The sequence below is a fragment of the Vibrio sp. SCSIO 43137 genome, assembly GCF_028201475.1.
Lineage (GTDB): Bacteria > Pseudomonadota > Gammaproteobacteria > Enterobacterales > Vibrionaceae > Vibrio.
Genome location: NZ_CP116384.1, coordinates 846,557 through 871,063, shown reverse-complemented (window position 1 = coordinate 871,063; position 24,507 = coordinate 846,557). Strand labels below are relative to the sequence as shown.

22 protein-coding genes are annotated in these 24,507 nt (G+C 45.5%); 18 read left to right on the top strand and 4 right to left on the bottom strand.

All coding sequences use genetic code 11. The annotated features are described in order from the left end of the window. Nucleotides 1-15: 15 nt before the first annotated feature. Entirely contained in the window at nucleotides 16-1,497 is a 1,482-nt protein-coding gene (locus PK654_RS19835) for an NAD(P)H-hydrate dehydratase (RefSeq protein WP_271699047.1), read from the top strand. Between the two features lie 12 nt (nucleotides 1,498-1,509). Here PK654_RS19835 and PK654_RS19830 read toward each other — a convergent pair whose 3' ends face one another. Beyond that, the gene (locus PK654_RS19830; protein WP_271699046.1) at nucleotides 1,510-2,019 is read right to left on the bottom strand and encodes a DUF2301 domain-containing membrane protein; all 510 of its coding nucleotides are present in this window, start codon (nucleotides 2,017-2,019) and stop codon (nucleotides 1,510-1,512) included. 427 nt (nucleotides 2,020-2,446) lie between these two features. On the opposite strand from PK654_RS19830, the gene PK654_RS19825 reads away from it, so the two are divergent. Then, nucleotides 2,447-3,490, top strand: a complete 1,044-nt coding sequence (locus tag PK654_RS19825) for a GMP reductase (RefSeq protein ID WP_271699044.1) — start codon at nucleotides 2,447-2,449, stop codon at nucleotides 3,488-3,490. Between the two features lie 88 nt (nucleotides 3,491-3,578). Here PK654_RS19825 and PK654_RS19820 read toward each other — a convergent pair whose 3' ends face one another. Both PK654_RS19820 and PK654_RS23075 read right to left on the bottom strand, forming a co-directional pair. Next, on the bottom strand, nucleotides 3,579-3,926 hold the full coding sequence (locus tag PK654_RS19820; RefSeq protein ID WP_271699043.1) for a helix-turn-helix domain-containing protein: 348 nt from the start codon (nucleotides 3,924-3,926) through the stop codon (nucleotides 3,579-3,581). Beyond that, nucleotides 3,910-4,164 (bottom strand): type II toxin-antitoxin system RelE family toxin, encoded by a 255-nt coding sequence (locus PK654_RS23075; RefSeq protein WP_443088755.1) that lies wholly within the window; start codon nucleotides 4,162-4,164, stop codon nucleotides 3,910-3,912. Before PK654_RS23075 ends, PK654_RS19820 begins: the two co-directional genes overlap by 17 nt. A 501-nt stretch (nucleotides 4,165-4,665) precedes the next feature. On the opposite strand from PK654_RS23075, the gene PK654_RS19815 reads away from it, so the two are divergent. The 5 genes from PK654_RS19815 to citC all read left to right on the top strand — a co-directional run bounded on the left by PK654_RS19815 (nucleotide 4,666) and on the right by citC (nucleotide 11,446). Next, entirely contained in the window at nucleotides 4,666-6,903 is a 2,238-nt protein-coding gene (locus PK654_RS19815) for a transporter substrate-binding domain-containing diguanylate cyclase (RefSeq protein WP_271699042.1), read from the top strand. A gap of 176 nt (nucleotides 6,904-7,079) precedes the next feature. Continuing rightward, nucleotides 7,080-8,072 carry a Bug family tripartite tricarboxylate transporter substrate binding protein gene (locus tag PK654_RS19810; RefSeq protein ID WP_271699040.1) on the top strand — a complete coding sequence of 331 codons (993 nt, stop codon included), beginning with the start codon at nucleotides 7,080-7,082 and terminating at the stop codon, nucleotides 8,070-8,072. A 91-nt stretch (nucleotides 8,073-8,163) separates the two neighbouring features. Further along, complete coding sequence (locus tag PK654_RS19805) at nucleotides 8,164-8,658, top strand: tripartite tricarboxylate transporter TctB family protein (RefSeq protein ID WP_271699038.1); 495 nt, start codon at nucleotides 8,164-8,166, stop codon at nucleotides 8,656-8,658. An 11-nt stretch (nucleotides 8,659-8,669) separates the two neighbouring features. Continuing rightward, on the top strand, nucleotides 8,670-10,175 hold the full coding sequence (locus PK654_RS19800) for a tripartite tricarboxylate transporter permease (RefSeq protein WP_271699037.1): 1,506 nt from the start codon (nucleotides 8,670-8,672) through the stop codon (nucleotides 10,173-10,175). 185 nt (nucleotides 10,176-10,360) lie between these two features. Next, nucleotides 10,361-11,446, top strand: coding sequence for a [citrate (pro-3S)-lyase] ligase (citC, locus tag PK654_RS19795; RefSeq protein WP_443088754.1), 1,086 nt, complete (start codon nucleotides 10,361-10,363; stop codon nucleotides 11,444-11,446). A 59-nt stretch (nucleotides 11,447-11,505) separates the two neighbouring features. Here the strand turns inward: citC and citX (PK654_RS19790) are convergent, their stop codons facing one another. Beyond that, nucleotides 11,506-12,045: a citrate lyase holo-[acyl-carrier protein] synthase gene (gene citX / locus PK654_RS19790; protein WP_271699035.1), complete on the bottom strand. Its 540-nt coding sequence runs from the start codon at nucleotides 12,043-12,045 to the stop codon at nucleotides 11,506-11,508. A gap of 252 nt (nucleotides 12,046-12,297) precedes the next feature. Here citX (PK654_RS19790) and PK654_RS19785 point away from each other — a divergent pair, with 252 nt between their 5' ends. From PK654_RS19785 to citG, 11 genes are all read left to right on the top strand, one after another. Next, entirely contained in the window at nucleotides 12,298-12,546 is a 249-nt protein-coding gene (locus tag PK654_RS19785) for an OadG family protein (protein WP_271699033.1), read from the top strand. Between the two features lie 18 nt (nucleotides 12,547-12,564). Next, on the top strand, nucleotides 12,565-14,358 hold the full coding sequence (gene oadA, locus PK654_RS19780; protein ID WP_271699032.1) for a sodium-extruding oxaloacetate decarboxylase subunit alpha: 1,794 nt from the start codon (nucleotides 12,565-12,567) through the stop codon (nucleotides 14,356-14,358). Nucleotides 14,359-14,367: 9 nt separating this feature from the next. Next, entirely contained in the window at nucleotides 14,368-15,672 is a 1,305-nt protein-coding gene (locus PK654_RS19775) for a sodium ion-translocating decarboxylase subunit beta (protein ID WP_271699030.1), read from the top strand. 108 nt (nucleotides 15,673-15,780) lie between these two features. Continuing rightward, nucleotides 15,781-17,388: an ATP-binding protein gene (locus PK654_RS19770; protein ID WP_271699028.1), complete on the top strand. Its 1,608-nt coding sequence runs from the start codon at nucleotides 15,781-15,783 to the stop codon at nucleotides 17,386-17,388. 295 nt (nucleotides 17,389-17,683) lie between these two features. Then, on the top strand, nucleotides 17,684-19,318 hold the full coding sequence (locus PK654_RS19765; protein WP_271699026.1) for an ATP-binding protein: 1,635 nt from the start codon (nucleotides 17,684-17,686) through the stop codon (nucleotides 19,316-19,318). Then, nucleotides 19,315-20,007, top strand: coding sequence for a response regulator (locus tag PK654_RS19760; protein WP_271699025.1), 693 nt, complete (start codon nucleotides 19,315-19,317; stop codon nucleotides 20,005-20,007). The genes PK654_RS19765 and PK654_RS19760 overlap by 4 nt, the downstream gene beginning before the upstream one ends. Nucleotides 20,008-20,328: 321 nt before the next feature. Further along, nucleotides 20,329-20,625 (top strand): citrate lyase acyl carrier protein, encoded by a 297-nt coding sequence (gene citD, locus PK654_RS19755; protein ID WP_271699024.1) that lies wholly within the window; start codon nucleotides 20,329-20,331, stop codon nucleotides 20,623-20,625. Then, nucleotides 20,622-21,497 (top strand): citrate (pro-3S)-lyase subunit beta, encoded by an 876-nt coding sequence (gene citE, locus PK654_RS19750; RefSeq protein WP_271699023.1) that lies wholly within the window; start codon nucleotides 20,622-20,624, stop codon nucleotides 21,495-21,497. Before citD ends, citE begins: the two co-directional genes overlap by 4 nt. 72 nt (nucleotides 21,498-21,569) lie before the next feature. Continuing rightward, a complete protein-coding gene (citF, locus tag PK654_RS19745) occupies nucleotides 21,570-23,039 on the top strand; it encodes a citrate lyase subunit alpha (RefSeq protein WP_271700729.1) in 1,470 nt (489 codons plus the stop codon). A gap of 3 nt (nucleotides 23,040-23,042) precedes the next feature. After that, the gene (gene citX, locus PK654_RS19740) at nucleotides 23,043-23,588 is read left to right on the top strand and encodes a citrate lyase holo-[acyl-carrier protein] synthase (RefSeq protein ID WP_271699022.1); all 546 of its coding nucleotides are present in this window, start codon (nucleotides 23,043-23,045) and stop codon (nucleotides 23,586-23,588) included. Further along, nucleotides 23,551-24,483 (top strand): triphosphoribosyl-dephospho-CoA synthase CitG, encoded by a 933-nt coding sequence (citG, locus tag PK654_RS19735; protein WP_271699021.1) that lies wholly within the window; start codon nucleotides 23,551-23,553, stop codon nucleotides 24,481-24,483. The genes citX (PK654_RS19740) and citG overlap by 38 nt, the downstream gene beginning before the upstream one ends. Nucleotides 24,484-24,507: the final 24 nt, after the last annotated feature.

Here is a 24,507-nt window from a genome sequence, read left to right as displayed (position 1 = left end):
AACAGGGAGCGTTAAGTGAATAAAGTGTCTGAACCCTTGTATCTCGCCGCCCAAGTAAGAGAAGGCGAGCGTCAAGCGGCTGCTCAACTTGGTATAGAGATGTTTGAGTTGATGGAAAGAGCCGGTCTGGCGGTTTATCAGCTCTTCCTTGAGCGGTATTCAGATAGTCAGAATGTGCTGGTTATCTGTGGCGGCGGCAATAATGGTGGGGACGGATACATTTTTGCCAGGCTGGCCAAAGGGGACGGTTACAATGTCACGTTGTGGCAGTCAGGGAAAGCGGAAAACCTGACTGGTGATGCCGCTGCAGCGAGGGATAAATGGCTCGCTGACGGTGGTAATATTCAACCACCTGAATCTTCTGTGCCTGAAGGAACGCACGTCATTATCGATGCACTTCTGGGAACCGGCTTACACGGTGCTGTCCGTCCTGATGCGGAGGATCTTATTTCTATTGTTAATGAATCTGATAAACCGGTTATTTCTGTGGATAGTCCATCGGGTTTACACTCTGATAGCGGGGCTATCCTTGGCAGCTGTATCAGGGCAGAGCAAACAGTTACTTTTATCGCCAGAAAGCAGGGGTTATATACCGGTGAAGCATCGTCAGTTACCGGAGAGGTAATCTTTGCCGGATTGGGTGTCTCAGAACAGTTCCATAAGAATACACAGCCATCTTCAACCACCCTCAGCTTGCAGCAACTAATATCTGCACTTAAAGCGCGCGGAAAAACAAGCCACAAAGGTGATTTTGGCAGAGTGGTGCTGATGGGCGGTGACCGCGGAATGTTCGGTGCAATAAGGCTCGCTTCAGAGGCGTGTGCCAGAACCGGCGCCGGTCTTACCCGTGTTGTAACCCAGCTGGAAAATGTCTCTGCCATTGTCAGTGCCAGACCCGAGTTAATGGTGTATGACTGGCGGGGCAACAGCAACGAAATCAACAATCATCTCCACTGGGCAGATGTTATTGCCCTCGGGCCGGGGATGGGAACAACCAGTTGGGCAAGATCGCTGCTTGGTTACTCGAACAGTGTCGAAAAACCGATTGTACTGGATGCTGACGGCCTGAACCTGTTAGCAAAATCGCCCGATTTTAATAGCCGCAGGATCATTACCCCTCATCCGGGAGAAGCAGCAAGGTTACTTAATTGCTCCATCGATGAAGTAGAGCAGGACAGGTTTTCAGCCGTTAAGCGACTGCAGAGAAAATACGGTGGGGTCGCGGTGCTGAAAGGTGCCGGAACTCTGGTGTTTGATGGCAAACACCATTACCTTTGCACAGCCGGAAACCCCGGTATGGCCACTGGCGGAATGGGTGATGTGCTTACCGGTGTTATTGCCGGTCTGCTTGGTCAAGGGCTATCGCTTACTGATGCAGCCTGCGGCGGTGTCTGGATGCACTCCACTGCCGCTGATATGTGTGCTGCGGAACAGGGCCAGAATGGAATGCTGGCCAGTGATCTGTTCCCGTATCTGAGAAAGCTGGTAAACCAATAGATCTGGCTTAACTTATACCTCGTATTTGCTCTTATCACCGATATCAAAGTGTCTCGGCATTCGCCATTTAGCGATGCTGACCAGCAGAAACAGCAGAGAGCAAATTACAGCTATCACTTTAGCTGCTTCTATTTGTTCAAACTGCAGGCAGAACCAGAGGGCCGCAAGTAACAGTGGCTGGAACGGCAGGCCGGGAATTCTGAAACAGAAATACTCTTTAAAGCAGAGCCCGCCGAGGGTAATAAATGCTCCACCCAGCCCAATCATTGGCCAGCCAAGCAGCGCGATAACCAGACCGACCCAGGTAGCCATCTGCAGCAATAACCTGAATGACTTCATATAGATATGCAGGGAAGAGGCGCACATAGCAGCGCAGACAAAAACAAGGCTCTCGGTGTTAATAAGCTCTTTCCACGGTAAGAGGGCAATAACGGGGCAGGCAAAGGTAAAGCCAAGGCGATAGATAATCACGGTAAGATGATCGAGCCAGTCCATAGGTGACTCAATATGGGGATCTGCCATAAAAATGTTGTTCTGATTGAAAAAATTATCCTGATCATGGCATGAAAATAGTGAATTTAAAATTATAAATTGCCTTAGTAATAGACAAAACAGAACAAATCAACCAGAGTGGGTAAGAAACATTAGTCAATGCTTAGGCAAGCGTTTGCGCTTAAGGGGTTGAAATTTAAAGAGAATGGCCTAAGTTTATGAATGTTAGTGGTTTTTAGATATGCAGATAAAAAGAGGATAGCACAAAAAAAATCAGATTATCAGACTTGTTCCGCTAATTTTACTGCCTATAATGTTGAAAACCGGAGCGTCTGCCAACGCTCCGGTTTTTTTGTGTCCGCAATTTGAAATGCTTCTGCCAAAGCCGTTCAAAAAAAGCAATGTGGCTCAAAAATCAGCTGTTAAAAACGTAATAGATGAATCAAGGAACTACACAATGCGTATCGAACAAGAACTCAAGCTTGGATTTAAAGATGTCCTGTTTCGCCCGAAACGATCGACTCTGAAAAGCCGTTCTCAAGTAAATTTAACCCGCGAGTTTACCTTCAAGCATAGTGGCCGTCAATGGTCCGGAGTGCCTGTAATCGCCGCCAATATGGACTCAGTAGCCAGCTTTGATATGGCGAAAGCGCTGGCTGAACATAACGTTATGACAGCGGTACACAAACACTACACAGTGGCCGACTGGAAAGGGTTTGTTGAACAAGCGGATTCTAAGACGCTAAACAATGTGATGGTTTCTACCGGAACATCACCGGAAGACTTTGAGAAAACCAAGCAGATTATGGCGCTGAGTGAAGAGCTTATCTTTATCTGTATTGATATTGCTAACGGCTACTCTGAACATTTGGTGGAGTACGTTTCTCAGGTGCGCGAAGCTTTTCCCGAAAAAGTCATCTCTGCCGGTAATGTGGTTACCGGAGATATGGTGGAAGAGTTGATATTGGCTGGCGCTGATATTGTTAAAGTCGGTATTGGCCCGGGGTCAGTTTGTACTACAAGGGTGAAAACCGGTGTTGGCTATCCGCAACTGTCCGCCATTATTGAGTGCGCAGATGCCGCTCACGGCCTTGGTGGCAGAATTGTCGGTGACGGCGGCTGTACCTGTGCGGGTGATGTGTCGAAAGCTTTTGGCGGCGGCGCGGACTTTGTTATGCTCGGCGGTATGCTGGCGGGACATACTGAGTCTAACGGCGAGATCGTTGATGTAGACGGTGAGAAGTTTATGAAATTCTACGGAATGTCTTCTCAGTCTGCCATGGATAAGCATTCCGGCGGTGTAGCCCAGTATCGTGCTGCTGAAGGAAAAACCGTACTAATCCCTTACCGCGGAACCGTACACGGTACCATTTCCGACATCTTAGGCGGCGTACGTTCAACCTGCACCTACGTAGGCGCAGCAAAGCTTAAAGAGCTGACTAAGCGCACCACATTCATCCGCGTGCAAGAGCAGGAAAACAACGTTTACGGAAAAGAGTAAAAGGCAAAACACTCGGAAAAACCGATAGAAATTGAGCTGCCTTATGCGGCTCTTTTTTTGGCTGAAAATCAGCAAGTGGCGGCAGAGTTTAATCAGTTAATTGTTCGGGCTGAACACCTAAAGCTTTAGCTGCTTTTTCAAGCGTCCGGCGTTGTGGTTTAGAGTTAATCTTTTCCATCTGACTTAATGTACTTTGAGTGACGCCCATACGTTCTGCAAGTTGCGATTGGCTTAAACCTAAATGTTTACGCCATGCAGCTAAGAGGCTAAGTTCTTCCATCAGCACGAGTTCGGCTACTTCAAAAGGAATATAAACTTCACTTTCCACATCAACTTCTTCACCAATTAAATCCAGATAGGTGTCATAAGGGATAACTGCAAAGGCGGCTTTTCCATTTTGTTTGATGATTTGAACGTCATCAATATGTGCTTTCATTGCGGATTTTAACCTCTTCAATACTGACAATTCGAATTTCACCGTCATAGTTAAAAAACAATCTATAACGCCCAACCCTTAGCCGATAGTCATATTTATGGTTGGTCAGACTCCTGACGTTTTGGCACTTAGGAAAATCTACTAGGGTCTTTGCTTTTTCGACAATCAGCTGTCTTACTGGCTTTTGGATTTTCCGGGCTTGTCTTAAAGCCCTTTTCGACCACAATACTTTGTTCATAAAATGAACATAAAATATTGATATTAGATAATCAATCTAACTATTAGATAATAATACGATATCACTCGAAAAACACTAATGAAATGCATGTTTCCTAATAAAAAACATAGAAAAACTAGCAAAACAGAATAGGCCAGTAAAAAGAACCAGATTACTCCCGTTTCTAATGCAATAAATGACCTAAACAAATCTAATCCGACAGGGTATGTCGTTATCAATTACAAAAACTGCAGTAAGTAAAATCAGTTCTGGCCTCTTTATTATCAATGAGTTAGCATAATGGTTAGAAAATAAAACTATGGATACTGAAATAACAGCATGAGCGTAGAGTGGAGTAACTTTTCCACCAGATAAAATTTGGCGTCTGAAAAACGTCACATAGTCAAATCCCCGTCGTTATAACTGATGCACGGGGATTTTGTTGTTTTTATGTATTTCTCCCCTTGATATGGAATTTTTAGGCTTTCCAGACGCAAAGCCCGGATAGTAAGTGGTCAATAAATGATTAAAGGTACAGATGGATTCTTTACTGGTTTGCTAAGGTATCTTGTTTTTGCAGTGACGTTTTGTTTTGTAGTCTCGTTGCAGGCTGTTGCTCATAATGACGGGGGGCATCTAAGCCCGGAATTACAACAGAAGCTGTCACAAGAGGAAATAAATTACCTGAAAGACAAACAGGTACTCCGGGTTGCTAATGTGGTGAGCTTTGAGCCGTTTTCCTTTAGCAGAGAGGGAAAAGCTCAGGGCTACAGCATGGAGTATATGACTGCGTTGGGTGCGCGGTTAGGCGTTCAGGTAGAACATGTCACCGGTGACTGGCAACACCTGCTTAGTAAATTAATGGTTAATGAGCTAGACGTTATTCCCCATATGGCGAAGACTGCTGAGCGGGAAAAATACATAAAGTACTCAGCTAAAGCCCACTTCCGTTACACCACAGGTTATGTGATCCGTAAAAACGAAAAAGTCGATCGCTTCAGAGATTTGGGCGGGAAAACGATAGCCGTAATAAATCGATCGTTTTTGCAAGATCACCTGCAACGTTTACATCCGGATATGAAGTTGTTACCGGTAATGAACGCAAAAGAGGGTATTTTTGCCGTATCCGAAGGTAAAGCCGATGCTGCTATCGGAAGCCTTCCTGCATTCAGTTATCACATAGAAGAAAACTGGCTGACTAACCTCAATGCCCGCAAGATAAATGACGCTCATTTATCCGACGGTACAGAGCTGTACATGGGGGTAACCAAAGACAACACCCTGCTAATGTCGATTCTGGACAAAGTGACTGAGAGCTTTCCCAGAGAAGAGATGAATAAGCTGAAGCTTCGCTGGCTTTCCGGCATCTCAGACGAGAAAAATACCAATAGCCTGAATAAGAAAGAGAAAGAGTTTATTCAGGCCCACAATCGTATCCGCTTCCGGGTCAGGCCGAATCGTCCCCCCTTTGAGTTTGATAACGACGGAGAGCCGGCAGGGTTAGCGGTTGATTATGTAAAAGCCGCGGCGAAGAACATTGGCTTGCAGCCGGAATTTGTACTGTCAGATATGAGTTTATCAGATAGTTTTGATATGGTGCTTAATCAAAGATCGGAATTTGATGCGCTGCCATTTCTGCCTCAGTCACCTAAATTTAAGTCCATGTTTAGCTACGGTGATGCTTATTTAACGTTCCCTATGATGGTGATTTCTAATAAGGATGCTTTTCATATCACTAAACTTGCGGATTTGGCGGGAAGAAGTGTAGTAATAGAAGAAGGCTTTTTAACTAACGACTGGCTAAAAAGAGATTACCCGGAGATCAACAGAGTGTCGGCCAGTTCAACACTGGCAGCGTTGGAGATGGTAAACAGCGAACAAGTTGATGCCTATGTAGGAAACCTTGCAGTAGCGAATTATATGATGAGCTACGGCGGAATGGATAACCTTAAGCTTGCCGTACCTTCTGGCTACGGTGATATCACCTACTACTTTGTTGCGCCGAAACAGTGGCCGGAACTGGCATCAGCCCTGAGTAAAGGTTACCGCTCTATTTCACCGAAAGAACATAGTGCCATTCAGCAGAAATGGTTTTCGGTTCAGGTGGTTAAGTCCGTTGACTATAATCTGGTGTGGCAGTTAACTCTGGGGGCTTCGCTCCTGATGGTGATTTTCGGCTCATGGAACTACACACTAAGAAAACAGAAGAACAAAACTGAACTGGCTCTGGCGGAGTTAAAAGAAGCACAGTATGTATTACAGGAACTGTCTGTGACCGACCGTCTGACTACCCTTTACAACAGGCTAAAACTGGACGAAGTGTTGCAAGATGAGTTTGAACGAGCCCGTCGCTACCACTCCAGCTTTGGTGTGATCATGCTTGATATCGACTACTTCAAACATGTGAACGACAAACTCGGGCATATTGCCGGCGATAACTTGCTGGTCAATTTTTCTGCATTGCTAAAAGAGAAACTGAGAGCCAATGATGTTGTAGGCCGCTGGGGGGGAGAAGAGTTTCTGATCATCTGCCCGCAGACCGACTGTCAGGGCATGCTTTCGGTAGCCGAAAAGCTCAGAGCCGAGATTGAGAGCTTTAACTTTCCTGAAACCGGTAAAATCACTGCCAGCTTTGGTGTGGCAGAGTTCCACAATAAAGAGAAGAGCATCCGGGAACTGCTGACCAAAGCCGATGCTGCCCTTTATAAGTCTAAATCTGAAGGGCGGAACAGGGTAAGTTGTGACTGTGGCAAGCATTAGATAGTTGCTGCTAATGGGGTTTAAACCATTTACACCATTTGCCGCATTAAAGACCAAATTTTTGGCGTTTTAAATCACATAACCTAAAGCCTGTTCTTTTAATAATTAATCCATCAGCTTGCGGAGCTTAGTTCTCCGCATTGATATTTCACCAATAACGAAATCAGGATTAATAAATGAACATGAAATTGAAAAGTGTGATGCTTGGTGCTGCGATGGCTTCAGTAGCAGCAATGCCTGTGAGCAATGCAATTGCGAAAGATTATCCGCCAAAAACATTGTCAATGGTGGCACCTTCCGGCGCTGGTGGTGGCTGGGATTTAACCATTCGTACCGTGGCAAAAACCCTTAAAGACACCAAGTTGGTTAAATCTAACATGCCTGTTACTAACCGTCCCGGTGGCGGCGGTGCTGTTAACCTTGCGTACATGCAAACGCAAGTGGGCAAAGACAATCTTATCTCAGTTTACTCACCACCGATTCTGCTGACTAACCTTAACGGTTCAAGCAAATTCAGCTACAAAGATACTACGCCCCTTGGTCGCCTTATCACCGATTACGCCGCTTTCGTTGTATCAAAAGATTCCAAATACACCTCTATTAACCAGGTTATGGATGCTCTTAGAAAGGATCCTAAAAGCGTTAAGATTGGTGGTACCTCTTCCGCCGGTTCCATGGACCATATTCAGTTCCTGATGATTGCTAAAGCAGCCGGCGTTCCTAATCTGAGCAAGATCGACTACATCTCGTTCCAGGATGGTGGTGCCGTTGCTCAGGTACTCGGTGGCCACGTTGATCTGATCTCTACTGGTCTGGGTGATGTTACTTCGCTTGTGAAGAGCGGAAACCTTCGTGCCCTTGCCCAGACAGCGGACAAGCGAATCGGTTCTGGCGTGATCGCTGATATCCCGACAGTGAAAGAGCAGGGCATCGACGCCACGTTTGAAAACTGGCGTGGTCTGTTTGGGCCAAAAGACATGCCTGAATATGCGGTTACTTTCTGGAACAAGACCCTGAAAGAGATGACTGAAACTCAGGAGTGGTCTGAAGCCCGTACCCGTAACGGCTGGGATGATGCTTATCAAAACAGCGAACAGTTCAATAAGTTCCTTGCTAAGACTAACGAGCAGTATAAAGAAATCCTGAACGAAGTATTCTCCAGCAAATAATCAACTACCTGAGAAGATAAGGGGGAAACCCCTTATCTGTCTGTTATATCGAAATGTTTTATAGCTCTGTTTCAGCTTAAGGATAACTCCTATGGAAAACAAAACTGTTCGTCCTAACTGGGATGCGTTCACAGGCTTATTTGGTGTGGGCTTTGGTCTGGTTTATGGCTATATGGCCTATACCATGCCACGCGCTGCATTCGGTAACCCAATGGATCCGATCTACTTCCCACTTGGCATTGCAGCCATTTCTATTTTAATTGGCGTCCTTTTGCTGGTTAAAAGTAATTTTAAAGCGTCCGTTATCGCTTACAAAGAACTGATAAATGAAGATGAAGTAAAGAAGGGAGATCGTCGCAGGATCTTATATACCTGTATTATTTCAATCGCTTATGCGGTTCTGTTTGAACACCTTGGTTATGTTATAAGCACCTTCCTGTTTATGATTGCGATGCTGACGATCACAAGTGGTACCGAGAAGTGGATTAAGAACACGGTTATTGCGTTGCTTTTCGCAGTGGGTGTCTTTTTCATCTTCTCAACTATGTTGAGCATCAGCCTTCCGCCATTACCATTTACTGAATAAGAGAAAGAATTATGACTGATATTCTTGCTAACTTAATGAATGGCTTTGGTGTTGCGCTTCAGCCATATCATTTACTGCTTGTCACTGTGGGTGGCGTATTGGGTACCATTGTCGGTATGTTGCCCGGCCTTGGCCCTGCAACGGGTGTTGCGGTTCTGCTACCGATGACATTTGCTATGGGACCGACGGCTGCACTGATCACCATGACAGGTGTTTATATCGGTGCCATGTTTGGTGGCTCCCGTAGTTCTATCCTGATTAATACTCCGGGGGACGGTGCCGCTCTGGCTGCGACGTTCGACGGTTACCCTATGGCAATGAAAGGCCGTGCAGAGTCCGCTCTTGCTATGTCTGCAATTGCTTCATTAATCGGCGGTACAATCGCAGCGGTGTTAATGACACTACTTGCTGAGCCTGTTGCAAGCTTTGCTCTGAAGTTTGGTCCTGCGGAGTACTTCTTGTTGATGGTTGCGGCTCTTTCTATGACGGCTTCCATGTCTAAGGGAAATATGCTCAAAGGCTTCCTATCCATGGTAGTCGGCTTGTCCATCGCGACCATTGGTATAGATGCCCAGTCGGGTGTTGAACGCTTTACCTTTGGCAACTTAGAACTTCAGACAGGCGTTGATTTCCTTGTGGTTATCATTGGTATCTACGCACTTGGAGAAGTATTTAAGAGCTTCCGTTCCCTCAGTAAAGGCACTAAGAAAGCGCAGACTAAGTTTAAGCGCATCTGGATTTCAGGTGATGACTGGCCTCGTTCTAAATGGCCAATCCTGAGGAGTGCCCCTGTCGGCTTTATTATCGGCTCACTACCGGGTGCCGGCGGAACCATGGCTTCCCTGATGTGTTACAACAACGAGAAACAGCTTTCTAAGAACAGTGAAGAGTTTGGTAAAGGTGCTATCGAAGGTCTTGCCGCGCCGGAGTCAGCAAATAACGCCGCCTCTATCGGTGCCATGATTCCAATGCTGTCACTGGGTGTTCCGGGTTCTGGTACCACAGCGGTAATGATGGGTGCACTTCTGATGCTGGGTATTCAGCCGGGTCCGCTGCTGTTTACTCAATATCCTGAAACCGCATGGGGTCTGATTGCCAGTATGTTTGTTGCTAACTTTATTCTGGCTATCGTAAATATCCCGCTGGCGGGTGCATTGGTAAGGGTTCTGGCTATTCCGCCTAAAGTACTGTACCCAATTGTACTTGGTCTTGCCTTTATCGGCTGTTATGCCATCAGTAACTCGGTAGTCGACTTCTATATTCTGGTTATTCTTGGGGTGGCTGGTGTTGTGATGAAGCGTGCAGATATTCCTACTGCGCCAATGATCCTTGCAGTCATTGTTGGCGGAACCATGGAGCAATCTTTCCGTCAGGCGTACCGCATCTCAAATCAGGATCTAAGTGTCTTTATGCACTCAACAGTTGCACAGGTTCTTATTGCAGTAACGGTACTATCTATCGGTCTGCCAATCCTAAGTATGCTGCGTAAACGCAAAGCGGAAGCACAAACCGCATAATAAAGATAAGAGACGGCCTCATGGCCGTCTCTTATGGTTTTTATCAAGTTGTTTCCGGGCTTTAGGGAATAAGTTTATAAATGCCATAGAAAAGAGATAAACCTGGCCAAACTGGCGCAGTAGTAAACGTGTTCTGACGTTACTTTCTGAATAATTCGGCTGTAAGTTAATAATGAGATACCCAAGTGTTTGATCGATACAGTTTTCAAAAAGCAGTTAACGGTAGCAGCCGTAGAATGGCGAAAGTTAGGGATTTTCTGATGGATAAGGGACTGGGCGTTGATGTGGACGTTGAGTTTTTTATCGTTGCTTACGATAATTTTAACATTGTCGGCTGCGGAGGACTGGCCGGTAACACGCTGAAATCAATTGCTGTTGATGAATCCCATCAGGGATATGGCTTATCCAGCAAACTGATCACTGAATTGGTAACGCTTGCCTATGATATGGGACGCTACCATCTGTTTATCTATACTAAGCCGGAAAACTTTAACGTATTTCATGCTGCCGGATTTTACTTGATTGCATCAGTTAAAGGCCGGGTGATTCTGCTGGAAAACAGTAAAAACCGGCTTAAAAATTATTGTAACAGTCTGGCTAAACTCAGACGCAGTGGCGGAAAAATCGGCTCAATAGTGATGAACGCCAACCCTTTCACCCTTGGTCACCGCTACCTTGTCGAAAAAGCGTCTCAGGAGTGTGATTGGCTACACTTGTTCGTGGTGAAGGAAGACAGCTCATTTTTCAATTATCACGACAGAATGAATATGATTCAGGCAGGGGTTAAATCGTTTGAAAATGTAATTGTTCACCCCGGCTCAGAATATATGATTTCCAGGGCAACCTTTCCCAGTTACTTCCTTAAAGATGAAGGCGTGATTAACTTTGCTCATACCGCGATAGATCTACAACTATTCCGTCAGCATATTGCGCCGGCACTTGCTATTACCCATCGTTATGTAGGGACTGAACCTATCTGTAAAGTTACTCGTTTCTACAATCAGCAGATGCACCAGTGGCTCTCAACACAAGTACTCGACTCTCCGGCAATTTCACTAATTGAAATACCGCGCTGTGAACAGGGTGAACTGCCGGTGTCTGCTTCGTTAGTGCGAAACCTGTTGTTCCAGAACCGCTGGGAGGAGATAAAAAAGATAGTGCCGCTAACTACCTATGAGTATTTGCAGAAGTTATTTAGTGAAGAAGATTCCCTTTATCAGAACAAGCGCAAATCGGCAGTAATCAAAGCGCTGCCACAGCTGGTGGTATAACCAGACTGATAGCAAGCTGCTGTTCAGACAAGGGCTGCTATACCCTTGTCATTCCGCATTTAAGCGACGGCTTCTTTTTGTTCATCACAATAAGAGCGAAGCAGGGTCATAATGACTTCTTCTAGTTCGCTAGCTGAGTGTTTAGAAAAGTTGTAGCAGTATGAAGCAGCAGAGTCGCATAACAGGCATTTTCTGGGTTGTAACTCTCCGGCTTTTCTTGAAATGGTTATGCCGTCCCGGTCCATTACGTCAAAGTTAAAGGTTGAACCGAGAGGATGGCTTTTCTCAAGTTTGATCATTACTTTTTTAAGCTCGGATGCAGACAGGCCGGCCACAGCAAATAACCCCTCATCGTCGGAGTTCAGGCTAAACACTTCTTGTTTAATTATGGTTCCACCGGAGTTGCGAACGACCTCTCTTGCACACTCAAGGCCAATGGCAAATATAGATTTCGCCGCAGTACTGTGAATCATGCTGTCAGGCAGATGAGTAGTAATGGTGACTAAGGGTAATTTATGTTCTGTCAGCCAGAGCTGTTGTCGTCTGGCTCTTTGCTGAAGGATCTGGTGCTTTTGGAAGATGGTGATTAAATCAGACATATTTGTCTCCTTAAAACGGGGGAGAGACAGTGTATTAATCGCAACCCCCTTGAGCTGAGGAACAGCAAACACTTCACCATGACTCCAGAGTATTAAATGGCGTTAATGCATTTAAATATCCGCGCGGCAAGATTAACTCCATAAACACCATTTAAGTTGTTTTGCCGGACGCATTGAATGATGAACTTCACGATGTAAATCGGCTCCAGTCTTTAAACTCACCGGACTCTAATCATTAGTGAGTTAAAAACAATGAGTGAAACTCCAATTATTCTGGAAGGTGTAACCCTTATGTTGCTAGGCATGGGGTTTGTTTTCTTCTTTCTTGTCTTACTCGTCGGGGCGACACGTCTGCTTTCAACTGTCGCAGTTAAATTTCAGCCAACTGAAACGCTGAAAGCCGTGCCATCCCGTACAGACAGCAGTTCAGACGACAGCGTAGTCGCCGCGCTTTCTGCCGCGCTTCATCACCATAAACAAAAACTAAGTCAACAGGCATAAAATTACAGGGGATTTGTAATGTCCAAAACAGTAAAACCTTTAGGTATCACAGATGTGGTGCTCCGGGACGCACATCAGTCACTATTTGCAACGCGTATGCGTTTAGATGACATGCTTCCTATTGCTTCCAAACTCGATGAAATTGGCTACTGGTCTCTTGAGTCCTGGGGCGGTGCAACGTTTGATTCATGTATTCGTTTTCTGGGAGAAGATCCTTGGGAGCGCCTGCGGGAACTTAAAAAAGTCATGCCCAATACCAAGCAACAGATGCTATTCCGCGGGCAGAATATTCTCGGTTACCGCCATTATGCTGACGATGTGGTTGATAAGTTTGTAGAGCGTGCTGTTGTCAATGGTATGGACGTATTTCGTGTGTTCGATGCACTCAATGATGTGCGAAACATGAAGCAGGCAATCCAGGCCGTTAACCGTCAGGGCGCTCACGCACAGGGTACCATCTGTTATACAACCAGCCCTGTACACACAATGCAGTCATGGGTTGATGTGGCTGAGCAACTGATGGAGTGTGGTGTTAACTCAATTGCCCTGAAAGATATGTCAGGTGTGATGTCTCCTTATGAAGCGTATGAACTGGTTTCTACCCTTAAAAAACAGCTGGATGTTGAGCTTCATCTGCACTGTCACTCCACGGCAGGTATTGCTGATATGACGTTACTGAAGGCGATAGAAGCTGGTGTCGATCGCGTTGATACAGCGGTTTCTTCAATGAGTGGTACCTATGGTCATCCTGCAACAGAGTCTATTGTTGCGGCACTGAAAGGAACGGAGCGGGACACTGGTCTCGACATTGAAAAGATTGAGAACATCGCGGCTTACTTCCGTGAAGTCCGTAAAAAGTATCACGCCTTTGAGGGTCAGCAGAGAGGCTCAGACTCTCGTATTTTAGTTGCTCAGGTTCCGGGCGGAATGCTGACCAATATGGAGAGTCAACTTAAGCAACAGAACGCCATCGACCGGATTGATGAAGTATTAGAGGAGATCCCACGGGTGCGTGAAGATCTCGGATTTATCCCTCTGGTTACGCCAACCTCTCAGATAGTAGGTACGCAGGCGGTTATTAATGTCATGATGGGAGAACGCTACAAGACCATCACTAAAGAGACTGCCGGTGTACTGCGCGGCGAATATGGCCAGACTCCGGCTGAGGTAAATAAAGATCTGCAAGCTAAAGTTCTGGATGGCAACGAGCCGATAACCTGTCGTCCGGCAGATTTGATTGAGCCGGAAGTCGCATCACTGACTGAATCCGTTGAAGCGACAGCGAAAGAGAAGGGCATAAAGTTATCTGAAAACAGCATTGATGATGTACTGAATGTTGCACTGTTTGATCAGGTGGCGTGGAAGTTTCTTGAAAACCGTAATAATCCGGATGCATTTGAACCGGTTCCTGTCGCTAAAGAAGAGGGCGCACAACCAGAAGCGGCAAAAGCAGTTTCAGATAACGCTGTGTATACGGTAAATGTAAACAATAAAGCTTATGTTGTTCAGATTAATGAAGGTGCTGACCCTGAACTTCTTGCTGTAGCCGATTCTCAAGCAACAGCTCCGGTTCCAACTCCGGCTGCAAGTTCTGCCGATGCAGAAACCGTATCGGCTCCGCTGGCGGGTAATATCTGGAAGATCCATGCAAAAGCGGGTCAGGAAGTAAAAGAGGGTGATACCCTGCTGATTCTCGAAGCGATGAAGATGGAGACAGAGATTAAGGCCGCCAGAGATGGTCGTGTTGACCATTTAGCCGTATCAGAAGGTCACGCCGTTCAGGTCGGTGATGCACTGTTGGCGTTGGCATAAGGGTAGATCATGGAAAGTGCATTAGCTCTTATAAACGATTTTGGCTTCCTGCATCTGCAGTGGGGGCAGGCCATAATGATACTGGTGGGAATGGTGCTTCTCTATCTGGCGATAGTGAAGCAGTTTGAACCTCTTTTGCTTGTACCTATTGGTTTGGGCGGGATTTTGTCTAATCTTCCCGATGCTAACCTTGCCGTGAATGCGGTGGAAGCGGCCATATTAGCGGGTAAAGCCGATGTTATGCAGGCGTTTGCTTCTGTTCTCAATTTGGCTGATAGCGCGCCTGAAGCAATAAAGCATGCCGTTGAAATGGCAACGCCTGAGCAAAAGATGAATCTTCACCTTCTGGCTGAACAGTACAAGTATGGCGACGGTATGTTGTATACCTTCTACAGCGTAGCTATTGCTTCCGGTGTAGGGCCGCTGGTGATATTTATGGGGGTTGGTGCCATGACTGACTTTGGTCCGTTACTGGCAAACCCCAAAACCTTATTGCTGGGAGCAGCGGCTCAGTTCGGTATTTTTGCCACCGTGTTAGGTGCGTTGGCACTGAGTCAGCTTGGCATTATGGATTTTAGTGTGGCTCAGGCTGCGGCTATCGGCATAATTGGTGGCGCGGATGGTCCGACAGCCATCTATGTGTCGAGCATGCTGGCCCCTGAACTACTGGGCGCTATCGCGGTAGCGGCATACTCATATATGGCATTGGTGCCTATGATCCAACCGCCAATCATGAAAGCGCTGACAACAGAAGCTGAACGTAAGATAGAGATGAAACAGCTCCGTCAGGTAAGCAAGATCGAGAAAGTTTGCTTCCCTCTGATGCTGCTTATCCTTATTGCCATGCTATTGCCTTCAGCGACACCGCTGTTAGGTATGTTCTGCTTCGGTAACCTGATGCGTGAGTGCGGTGTTGTAGAACGTCTTTCTGACACAGCTCAAAATGCGCTGATCAATATCGTAACCATTTTCCTTGGTCTGTCGGTAGGTTCTAAGCTGATGGCGGACAAGTTCCTGCAACCGCAGACTCTTGGCATTCTGGCTCTGGGTATTGCTGCGTTCTGTGTGGGCACTGCTGCTGGTTTGCTAATGGCCAAGCTGATGAACAAAGTGTTCAAGGAAAAAGTAAACCCTCTGTTGGGATCCGCTGGTGTATCGGCAGTACCTATGGCGGCAAGGGTATCGAATAAAATCGGACTTGAAGCCAATCCACAGAACTTCCTGTTGATGCATGCCATGGGGCCAAATGTCGCTGGTGTTATAGGCTCGGCAGTCGCTGCGGGTGTGATGATTAAGTATGTGCTGGGCAGTTAATCGCTGCAAATAAAAAGGAGGGAGAAGCTGTTTCTCCCTTTTTTAGTAAAAATAATAAATAGAAGTTAAAGCAGTTAAATAAGGAAGTGTTCCATGCGGGAAAACCTGATGAAGTTATTGTCAAAAATCCAAAATGAAGTCTCCTTCAGAAATAAGATTTTTATCTTTATTTTGTTTTCAATGGGGCTTCAACTGATTTTTATTGCGGTCAATCTGCGCAATGTTGCGATGGAGTCACTTGAACATCAGGTTGGCACCCGTGCCCTGATTCAGGCGAAAGAGATTGCCAGTGATCCGCTGCTTATTGAGAGCTTAAATTTAAACGATATGGCTTTAATTGAACAGACAGCGCAGCGACGCAGACAGAGCTCGGATTCCAGTTTTATTGTGATTGGCGATAAGAGAGGTATTCGTCTTTCTCATCCGGTGAAAGAAAGAGTGGGGCTACCGATGCAAGGCGCAGACAATGAAGGGGCGCTGGTCAGGGGCGAATCATATATCTCTGTCAGTGAAGGCAGCCTTGGTACCTCTATCCGGGGGAAATCGGCGGTAATAGACTCTGGCGGAAATATTATTGGCGTTGTATCTGTCGGCTATTTGCTCACGCGGTTTGATGAGTGGATTTTACTGTATGCCCAGCCTTTGCTGTGGGACTTCTTGATTATATTGGTTATTACGCTGGTGGGTGCCTGGCTGTTTGCCAGCCACATTAAACGCAATATGAATGGAAAAGAGCCGGCTGAAATAGCGTTCGCCTACAATATGCGTAAATCCATATTGCGCTCGGTTTACGAAGGTATTATCGCTATCGATAAAAAGGGACGGATTCTTACCGTAAACTTTACCGCTTTAGAAATGATGCAGTCAGATAAATCCCCTAAACAGTTAAATGGTCAGGGAATTACTGATTATATAAACCAGAGTCAGTTTCTTTTCCATACGCCTTATGAAGAGAACCTGAAAGACGAGCTAATCAGCATTAAGGGCGACACCTTTGTAGCCAATCGCGTTGCAATATATGACAAAGAGGTTCTTTCCGGTTGGGTGATCAGCTTCCGCCGTAAAGACGAAATAAGCCTGTTAAGCAATGAACTTACCCAGATAAAACTCTATACCGACAACCTTCGGGCGATTCGTGATGAGTATGAGAATAAGTTTTCAACCATTTCAGGCTTACTGGAAATGGGTGACAGTCAGTCTGCTCTATCGCATATTTATGATGAAAAACATCGCAAACAAGAGACCATAAACTTTGTTACTGAGCATATTAAATGCAAGCAGGTTGCCGGTATTTTGATTGGCAAAGCGTCTCGTGCCCGTGTATTGGGATTGACCCTTGAGTTTTCGCCCCAGTGTCAGTTAGGTGAGCTTAATCAGGCACTGGATGTTAATGAACTTTCAGCAATCATTGGTAATCTATTGGATAACGCATTTGAAGCTACACTGAAAAACCCGAAAAGCAGCAAAATAATATCATTGCTGATTAATGATCACGATCAGGAACTGGTGATTGAAGTTAAAGATAATGGCTGTGGTATTGACCCAGAACTGGCCACAACGATTTTTAATAAAGGTAGTAGTCATGCCGAAGGAGAAACAGGCAAGGGGGTCGGATTGTATCTTATCAACCGGTTTGTAACCAACAGTGGCGGTGTCATTATGGTTGACAATGTTCTTCCCAGAGGCACAGTATTCTCTATCTTTATTCCTAAATAAATTTAAATGACAATTATGGATTTATATTTCTTAAATTCCGTAGTTACAGTGTGGTTAAATAATTAAATTCATTAAAACCATATACGTCATAAACGTTGTTTAAAATTGAATGTTGTTATTTGGAATAAGATTTAATTTATAGTGAGCTTTTTATTTTAAATATGTATCATGGCAGTTTTTAAAATCAGTGTCACATTGTTTACCCTTGTTTATGAATTTATCTATAGATATAAATTATAATCCCTTCCGGTCGCTATAGTATACTTAATAAAGTAGAGTAAGCCGGAATTATATTATGAATGAGTTTTCACATCAGCTGATGGACAAAGTCAAATCTGGTTTTTCGTTCAGAAAGCAGGTGTTCCTGCTTATTTTTGCTTTGTTGGTACTTCAGCTTGGTTTTATGAGTGCTAACTTTCACTCGGCTCTTCTGGATACTATTGAGCATCAGGTAGGTACCCGCGCGCTGATTCAGGCTAAAGAAATTGCCAGTGATCCAGCTTTGATCAAGCAAGTCAGAACCAGAAATGTTCCCGGTGTTGAAAAACTGATCGATCGTCTTACCAAGTTATCAGATGCAAGTTTTATTGTTGTGGGTGATACAGAGGGTATTCGCTTAGCTCACCCGGTAAAAGAGAAAGTTGGTTTCCCTATGCAGGGGGGAGACAATGCGGGAGCCCTTGAGAGAGGAGAGTCATACGTCTCTCTGCGGGAGGGAAGCTTAGGGTATGGTGTAAGAGGAAAGACGCCTATTGTTGATTCTGATGGCACTATAATAGGTGTGGTATCAGTCGGCTACTTGTTCAACAGATTTGATCAATGGTTTCTGTTTTATGCCAAGCCATTTGCTTATGACGTTATTATTGTCTTTATCCTGACGATTATTGGCGCATGGTTCTTTTCCAGCCATATAAAACGAAAAATGAACGGCATGGAGCCATTTCAGATAGCGCTGGCACTTTATCTGCAAAAGTCTATTTTAAAATCCGTTTACGAAGGTGTGATTGCAATAGACAGGCAGGGTAAAATTCTGGCGATTAATAACACTGCTCTTGCCATGCTAGGAACGAAAAAACAGGCTCATGAGCTGAAGAACCGTAGCGTACTGGAATACCTGTCTCAGACTAACTTTTTCTTCCAGAAGCCTTATAACAAAAATATAAAGGATGAAATTGTCTCATTCAACGGCAAGACCTTTATTGCAAACCGTGTTGCCATGATTGAAGAAGAACATTTAATAGGCTGGGTGGTAAGTTTCAGACGTAAGGATGATATTAACTCGCTGACAGCAGAGCTGACTCAGATAAAGCAGTATACCGATAATTTAAGAGTATTACGTCACGAACATGCAAATAAGCTATCTATGATATCCGGGCTTATTGAAATAGGCGATTGTGATTCTGCTCTATTATTAATTAATCGTGAAAATAACAGAAAGCAAAAAATTATCGACTTTATAAGTAAAAATATTAATAACAATCAAATTGCTGGTTTATTGCTGGGAAAACATACCCGTAGTAAAGAGCTTGGACTGGATCTGCAGTTTGACCCTACGTGTCAGTTGTCGGAACTGACGGACAATATTGACGCGAATGAACTCTCAGCGGTGATTGGTAATTTGCTGGATAACGCTTTTGAGGCGACGCTGAAAAATCCGCAAAGCAATAAAGTGATAACTTTGCTGCTGACTGACGCCGGAAAGGAGCTCGTTATTGAGGTGAGTGATAACGGAACAGGTATCGATCCACAAATTGCTGATTCAATATATACGCGCGGTGTCACGAGTAAGGCAGATAATGAAGGCCATGGAATAGGTCTTTACCTCATCAACCGGTATGTCACCAATGCCGGAGGTACGATTTTGGTTGATAGCGCTGAACCAAAAGGAACTATATTTTCGATTTTTATTCCCAAAAACGGTAACAGATGATGGAATTGATAGACGTTGTAATTGTAGAAGATGAAATGGGTATCGCTGAGCTGCATGCACAGTTTCTAAGGCAGATGTTCCGTTTTAACCCGGTAGGAATCGCCTCCGACCTTAACATGGCAAGAACCATGATAAAGGTTCACAAGCCTCAGTTGGTGATTCTGGACAACTATCTGCCGGACGGGTTAGGGGTGGATCTGTTACGCGAGATCGTCGCCGAAAAAAATAAAAAGAAGCCGGATGTTATTTTGGTTACTGCCGCCAGTGAGATGGATACGGTAAAAGAGGCTATGCACTGTGGCTGTTTCGACTATATCTTAAAACCCATCGCTTATGATCGTTTAAAAGATACCCTTAATCGCTATCTGAAGTATTACAGCGCCCTGAACGCTTATGACAATATTAGCCAAAGACATGTGGATGACCTGTTTAACATTCAGGTGCGGGATAAATCCTCAAATGCCCTGCCGAAAGGGATCGGCGAACTGACACTAGATAAGATTAAAGATGTGTTTATTAACAACGTCGGTATTAAGTTTACCGCTGAGAGTTTAGGTGAACAGGTCGGGATCAGTAAAACGACCGCCCGTCGTTATCTGGAGTACTGCGCATCAAGTGGCTTTCTTGACGCTGAAAATGAACACGGCAGGGTCGGCCGGCCTGAACGTGTCTATGTCAAACCGAGCTAACCCTGTTAAATACCCAATTTGCTCAAAACTCTCTTGTCCCAAAAGCGTCTGTAAAGGCGCTTTATTTCTTAGTAAATCCTCGTGCGCAAGAATATGGCGAAAGTCAGCTGAAGCCTATTAAATTCATTAAATCTATTAATGTTTTTTAGCTTGAGCGGAAACTTGATTGCCATCGCTAACCGCCTTTAGCTATTGAGGAGAATAGAGAGTGCCCGGAGTGACAAAGGCTCCGGAAAAACAGACGAATTGGTAATCTTCTTGCCTATCCGCCTCGAATCAGATTTCAAAGCATACTCAATACGAGATTCACGAGGAAACAACATGATAATCACTCAGCGATCATATGCCGGAACGCTGGAGTCCAGTGACCTTTTAGTCGAGGTCTGGCCTTCTGAAGGTGACTCACTGGAGATCGACATAACAAGTTCAGTAGAAAAACAGTTTAGTGAGCAGATCACTAAAGTAGTCGAAGAGACACTGTCTGAAATGGGTGTTCAGTCTGCATGCGTCACCATAGATGACAAAGGCGCACTGGACTGCGTAATCAGAGCCCGTTTACAGGCAGCGGTAATGAGAGCCGCTAACACCGAACAGATGCCCTGGAGAAACATTAAATGACAAAATTACGTAGAAGTATGTTGTTTGTACCGGGCTCTAACGCGGCCATGCTAAGCAACACATTTATCTATACGCCAGATGCCATTATGTTTGATCTGGAAGATTCCGTATCCATTCGTGAAAAAGATACCGCACGAATGCTGGTGTATAACACGTTGCAACATCCTATGTATCAGAACATAGAAACCATTGTTCGTGTGAACGGGCTGGATACCAAGTTTGGTCATGACGATGTTAAGGCTGTGGTAAAAGCAGGCGTAAATGCTGTTCGTCTGGCAAAAACAGATACGGTTCAGGATGTTATCGATATGGATAACCTTATCTCTGAAGCTGAAGAGGAATTCGGTCGTGAGGCGGGCAGTACCCGTATGCTGGCTGCTATCGAGTCTGCAATGGGTATCAATAATGCGGTAGAAATTGCCAAAGCGTCACCGCGGCTTATCGGTATTGCTCTTGGTGCGGAAGACTATGTCAGAGACTTAAGAACTCAGCGCACCCCCGAGGGAACAGAGCTGTTATTTGCCAGATGTTCCATTCTTCAGGCTGCCCGCGCCGCAGGCATTATGGCCTTTGATACGGTTTACTCGGATGCAAATAATGAGCAGGGTTTCCTTAACGAAGCTGAACATATCAAATCTCTGGGTTTTGACGGTAAATCCCTTATAAATCCCCGCCAGATTGAAATGCTACACAATGTTTTTGCCCCTTCTCAGGCAGAAGTGGATCACGCGTTGGCTGTTATTGAAGTAGCCGAAGAGGCTGAGGCTCAAGGCTCGGGGGTCGCATCACTTAACGGAAAAATGGTAGATAGCCCGATAATCGAAAGGGCTCGCTGGACACTTCAACGTGCTGAATCAGGTATCAAAGAGTAGGGCAAGACAATGACAAGTATAAAAAACGCACTTAAACGGGAAATAGAGATCCCTGCAGACAGCCATAAAAACATGCGGCCATTTGTTGGCGCACATGAAATTACGCAACGGATATATGATAAAGAGCAGCGTTTAAACCATAAAGTTTATCAATCCCTGAGAGATGCAATTGTCGCGGCCGGCCTTAAAGACGGTATGACAATATCCTTCCATCACTCTTTCCGTGGCGGAGATAAGATCATCAATATGGTGATGGATATTATTGCGGAAATGGGCTTCAAAAACCTGATTCTGGCCTCCAGCTCACTGTCTATTATCCATTCACCTTTGGTTCAACATATACAAAATGGTGTGGTGAGTCAGATTTATACCTCAGGTATTCGAGGAGAGCTGGCTGATGAGATATCACGTGGGCTGATGGAACAACCGGTTCAGATACACTCTCACGGTGGCCGGGTACATCTGGTGATGACAGGAGAGCTTAATATTGATGTTGCCTTTATCGGCGTGTCCAGTTGTGACGAGTTCGGTAATGCCAATGCGACTAAAGGGCGCTCCCGTTGTGGATCACTTGGTTATGCAAAGATAGATGCACAGTATGCGGACAAAGTTGTGGTACTGACAGAAGAGCTAGTGCCTTACCCTAACGCGCCGGCATCGATTTCTCAGGATCAGGTCGATGCCATTGTACAGGTAGATGAGGTGGGCGATCCTTCCAAAATTGGCGGTGACGCAACCCGGATGACCAAAAACCCACGCGAACTACTGATTGCACGTAAAGCGGCAGAGGTTATCGAGAAGTCTGGTTACTTCTTTGACGGTTTTTCATTGCAGACAGGATCTGGAGGCGCGTCTTTGGCGGTTACCCGTTTTTTGGAAGACAAAATGGTTAAACAAAACGTGACAGCCAGTTTCGGTTTAGGCGGCATTACGTCGACCATGGTTGCCATGCATGAAAAAGGCCTGATTAAGACTTTGCTCGATGTGCAGTCATTTGATTCAGACGCAGCCGACTCGTTGTCCCGCAATCCCGGGCACATTGAGATTTCTGCTAATGAGTATGCCAATCCTTCTTCTGTTGGTGCCACGGTAGAACGACTGGATGTGGTGGTGTTAAGTGCACTTGAAATTGATACTGATTTCAATGTGAACGTCATCACCGGTTCCGATGGTGTCATACGGGGAGCATCTGGCGGGCATAGTGACACAGCCGCTTCAGCCAATCTCGTTATTGTTGTTGCCCCTCTGGTGCGTGGACGCATTCCGACGGTAGTTAATTTAGTGTTGAATGTAGTGACCCCCGGAACCGAGATAGATGTGTTAGTGACAGACCACGGTGTTGCGGTAAATCCGGCTCGTGAAGCGATCAAACATCGCCTCGAAGACGAAGGGATTGAGCTGTTTGATATCAGGGAGTTGCAGCAGCGGGCCGAGTTGTTAACGGGTAAACCTAAAGCCATAGAGTATACGGACAGGGTAGTCGGCTTTGTACGCTATCGCGACGGCTCTGTAATTGACGTTATCAGACAAATCAGGGAGTAGACGTTGCACTGCGGACCTGAAATCACGCTCGAGCAGGTATTGGCGTGTCGTGAGCGAAGAGCGGCACGCCAAAAAGTTTGGCTTGAGACCAATGCACTGCCACTTATCAGCTTTACCGTGAATATGGCAGGAAGCGTTAAGAGGAATAAAGTCTCGGCCATTGCGTTTGAACAAGGTTATCAGGCGATATTAGACGCCTGTTGTCAGCATGGGGTATCAGTAGCCAGTATGGAAAAAGTGTGTGCTGACACTGGCTATGAACTGTTGATTTCAGCAAAGGTAGATAGTGCCGAAGCGTTGAAACGGATAATGGTAGCCGTAGAAGAGAGTCATCCTCTGGGTCGCCTGTTTGATATCGACGTTATTACAAAAGAGGGAAAAATACTATCAAGGGGAGAACTTGGCTATGACCGTAGAAAATGCCTGATTTGCGATAGTGATGCCAAGGTATGCAGCCGTAGCAGAACCCATAGTCTGAAAGAGCTGAAAGAGAGAATGAGTGAGATGATTTATGAATGCGAGACAGTCCGTTCGCTGCTTACTGAATGAAAGCAGTCTGTATCAGCTATCCCCCGACGGAAAACCTGAACTCAATATAGCGCAACTCGCGGGAGATCTGGCTTATCACGCCATGATGCTCGAAGCTCATCTGACCCCGAAAGCCGGTTTAGTGGACTGTGTTTCGTCCGGTGCTCACCGCGATATGACTATCGATACCTTTGTGTTGAGTTCAGAGGCATTACGGCCCTATATGAAAAAGTTTGTTTCTGCCGGGGCAGAAAGCAGCCATCTTGAGGCGTCTGATCTTCTGCCTTGCCTTAGACAAGTCGGTCTTGAAGCCGAAGTTGCTATGTTTAACGCAACGGATAAGGTAAATACCCATAAAGGAATGATCTTTACCCTTGGGTTGATTTGTGGGGCAGTAGGCTGGTTATACCGGCGCAAAGGCAGTTTTAGTGCTCTTGATATAAAGGTAGTGATCCAAGAGTGCTGTGCAGAAATCGTCAAAAAAGATCTTGCTTCACAGTCAGGAAAAGAGACCACTGCCGGTGAAAAAATATATCGTCAACATGGTTTGACTGGTGTCCGGGGTGAAGCCGCCATGGGTTATCCGACTGTATTTAATTATGGCCTTCCTGTTTATTTGGCATCGATAAAGCGGGGCTGGTCGGAAGAGCAGGCGTTATCAAAAACTTTACTCTCGCTGATGGCGCAAAACTTTGATACTAACCTGATAAACAGAGGCGGTATGTCAGGGTTAAAGTTTGTTCAAAGTGAGGCGCACAAGTTGTTTATTCAGGCTGACAAGCCTGACTTTGATTTTGATTTTGTCGTTTCTGAGTTCGACACGGAGTTGATAAAACGAAACCTCAGTCCCGGAGGGAGTGCAGATCTGTTGGCTGCAACCTGGTTGTTGGCTCAACTTAATGCCTGCTTCCCTTAAATCACTAATTTTAATTCCCCGCAA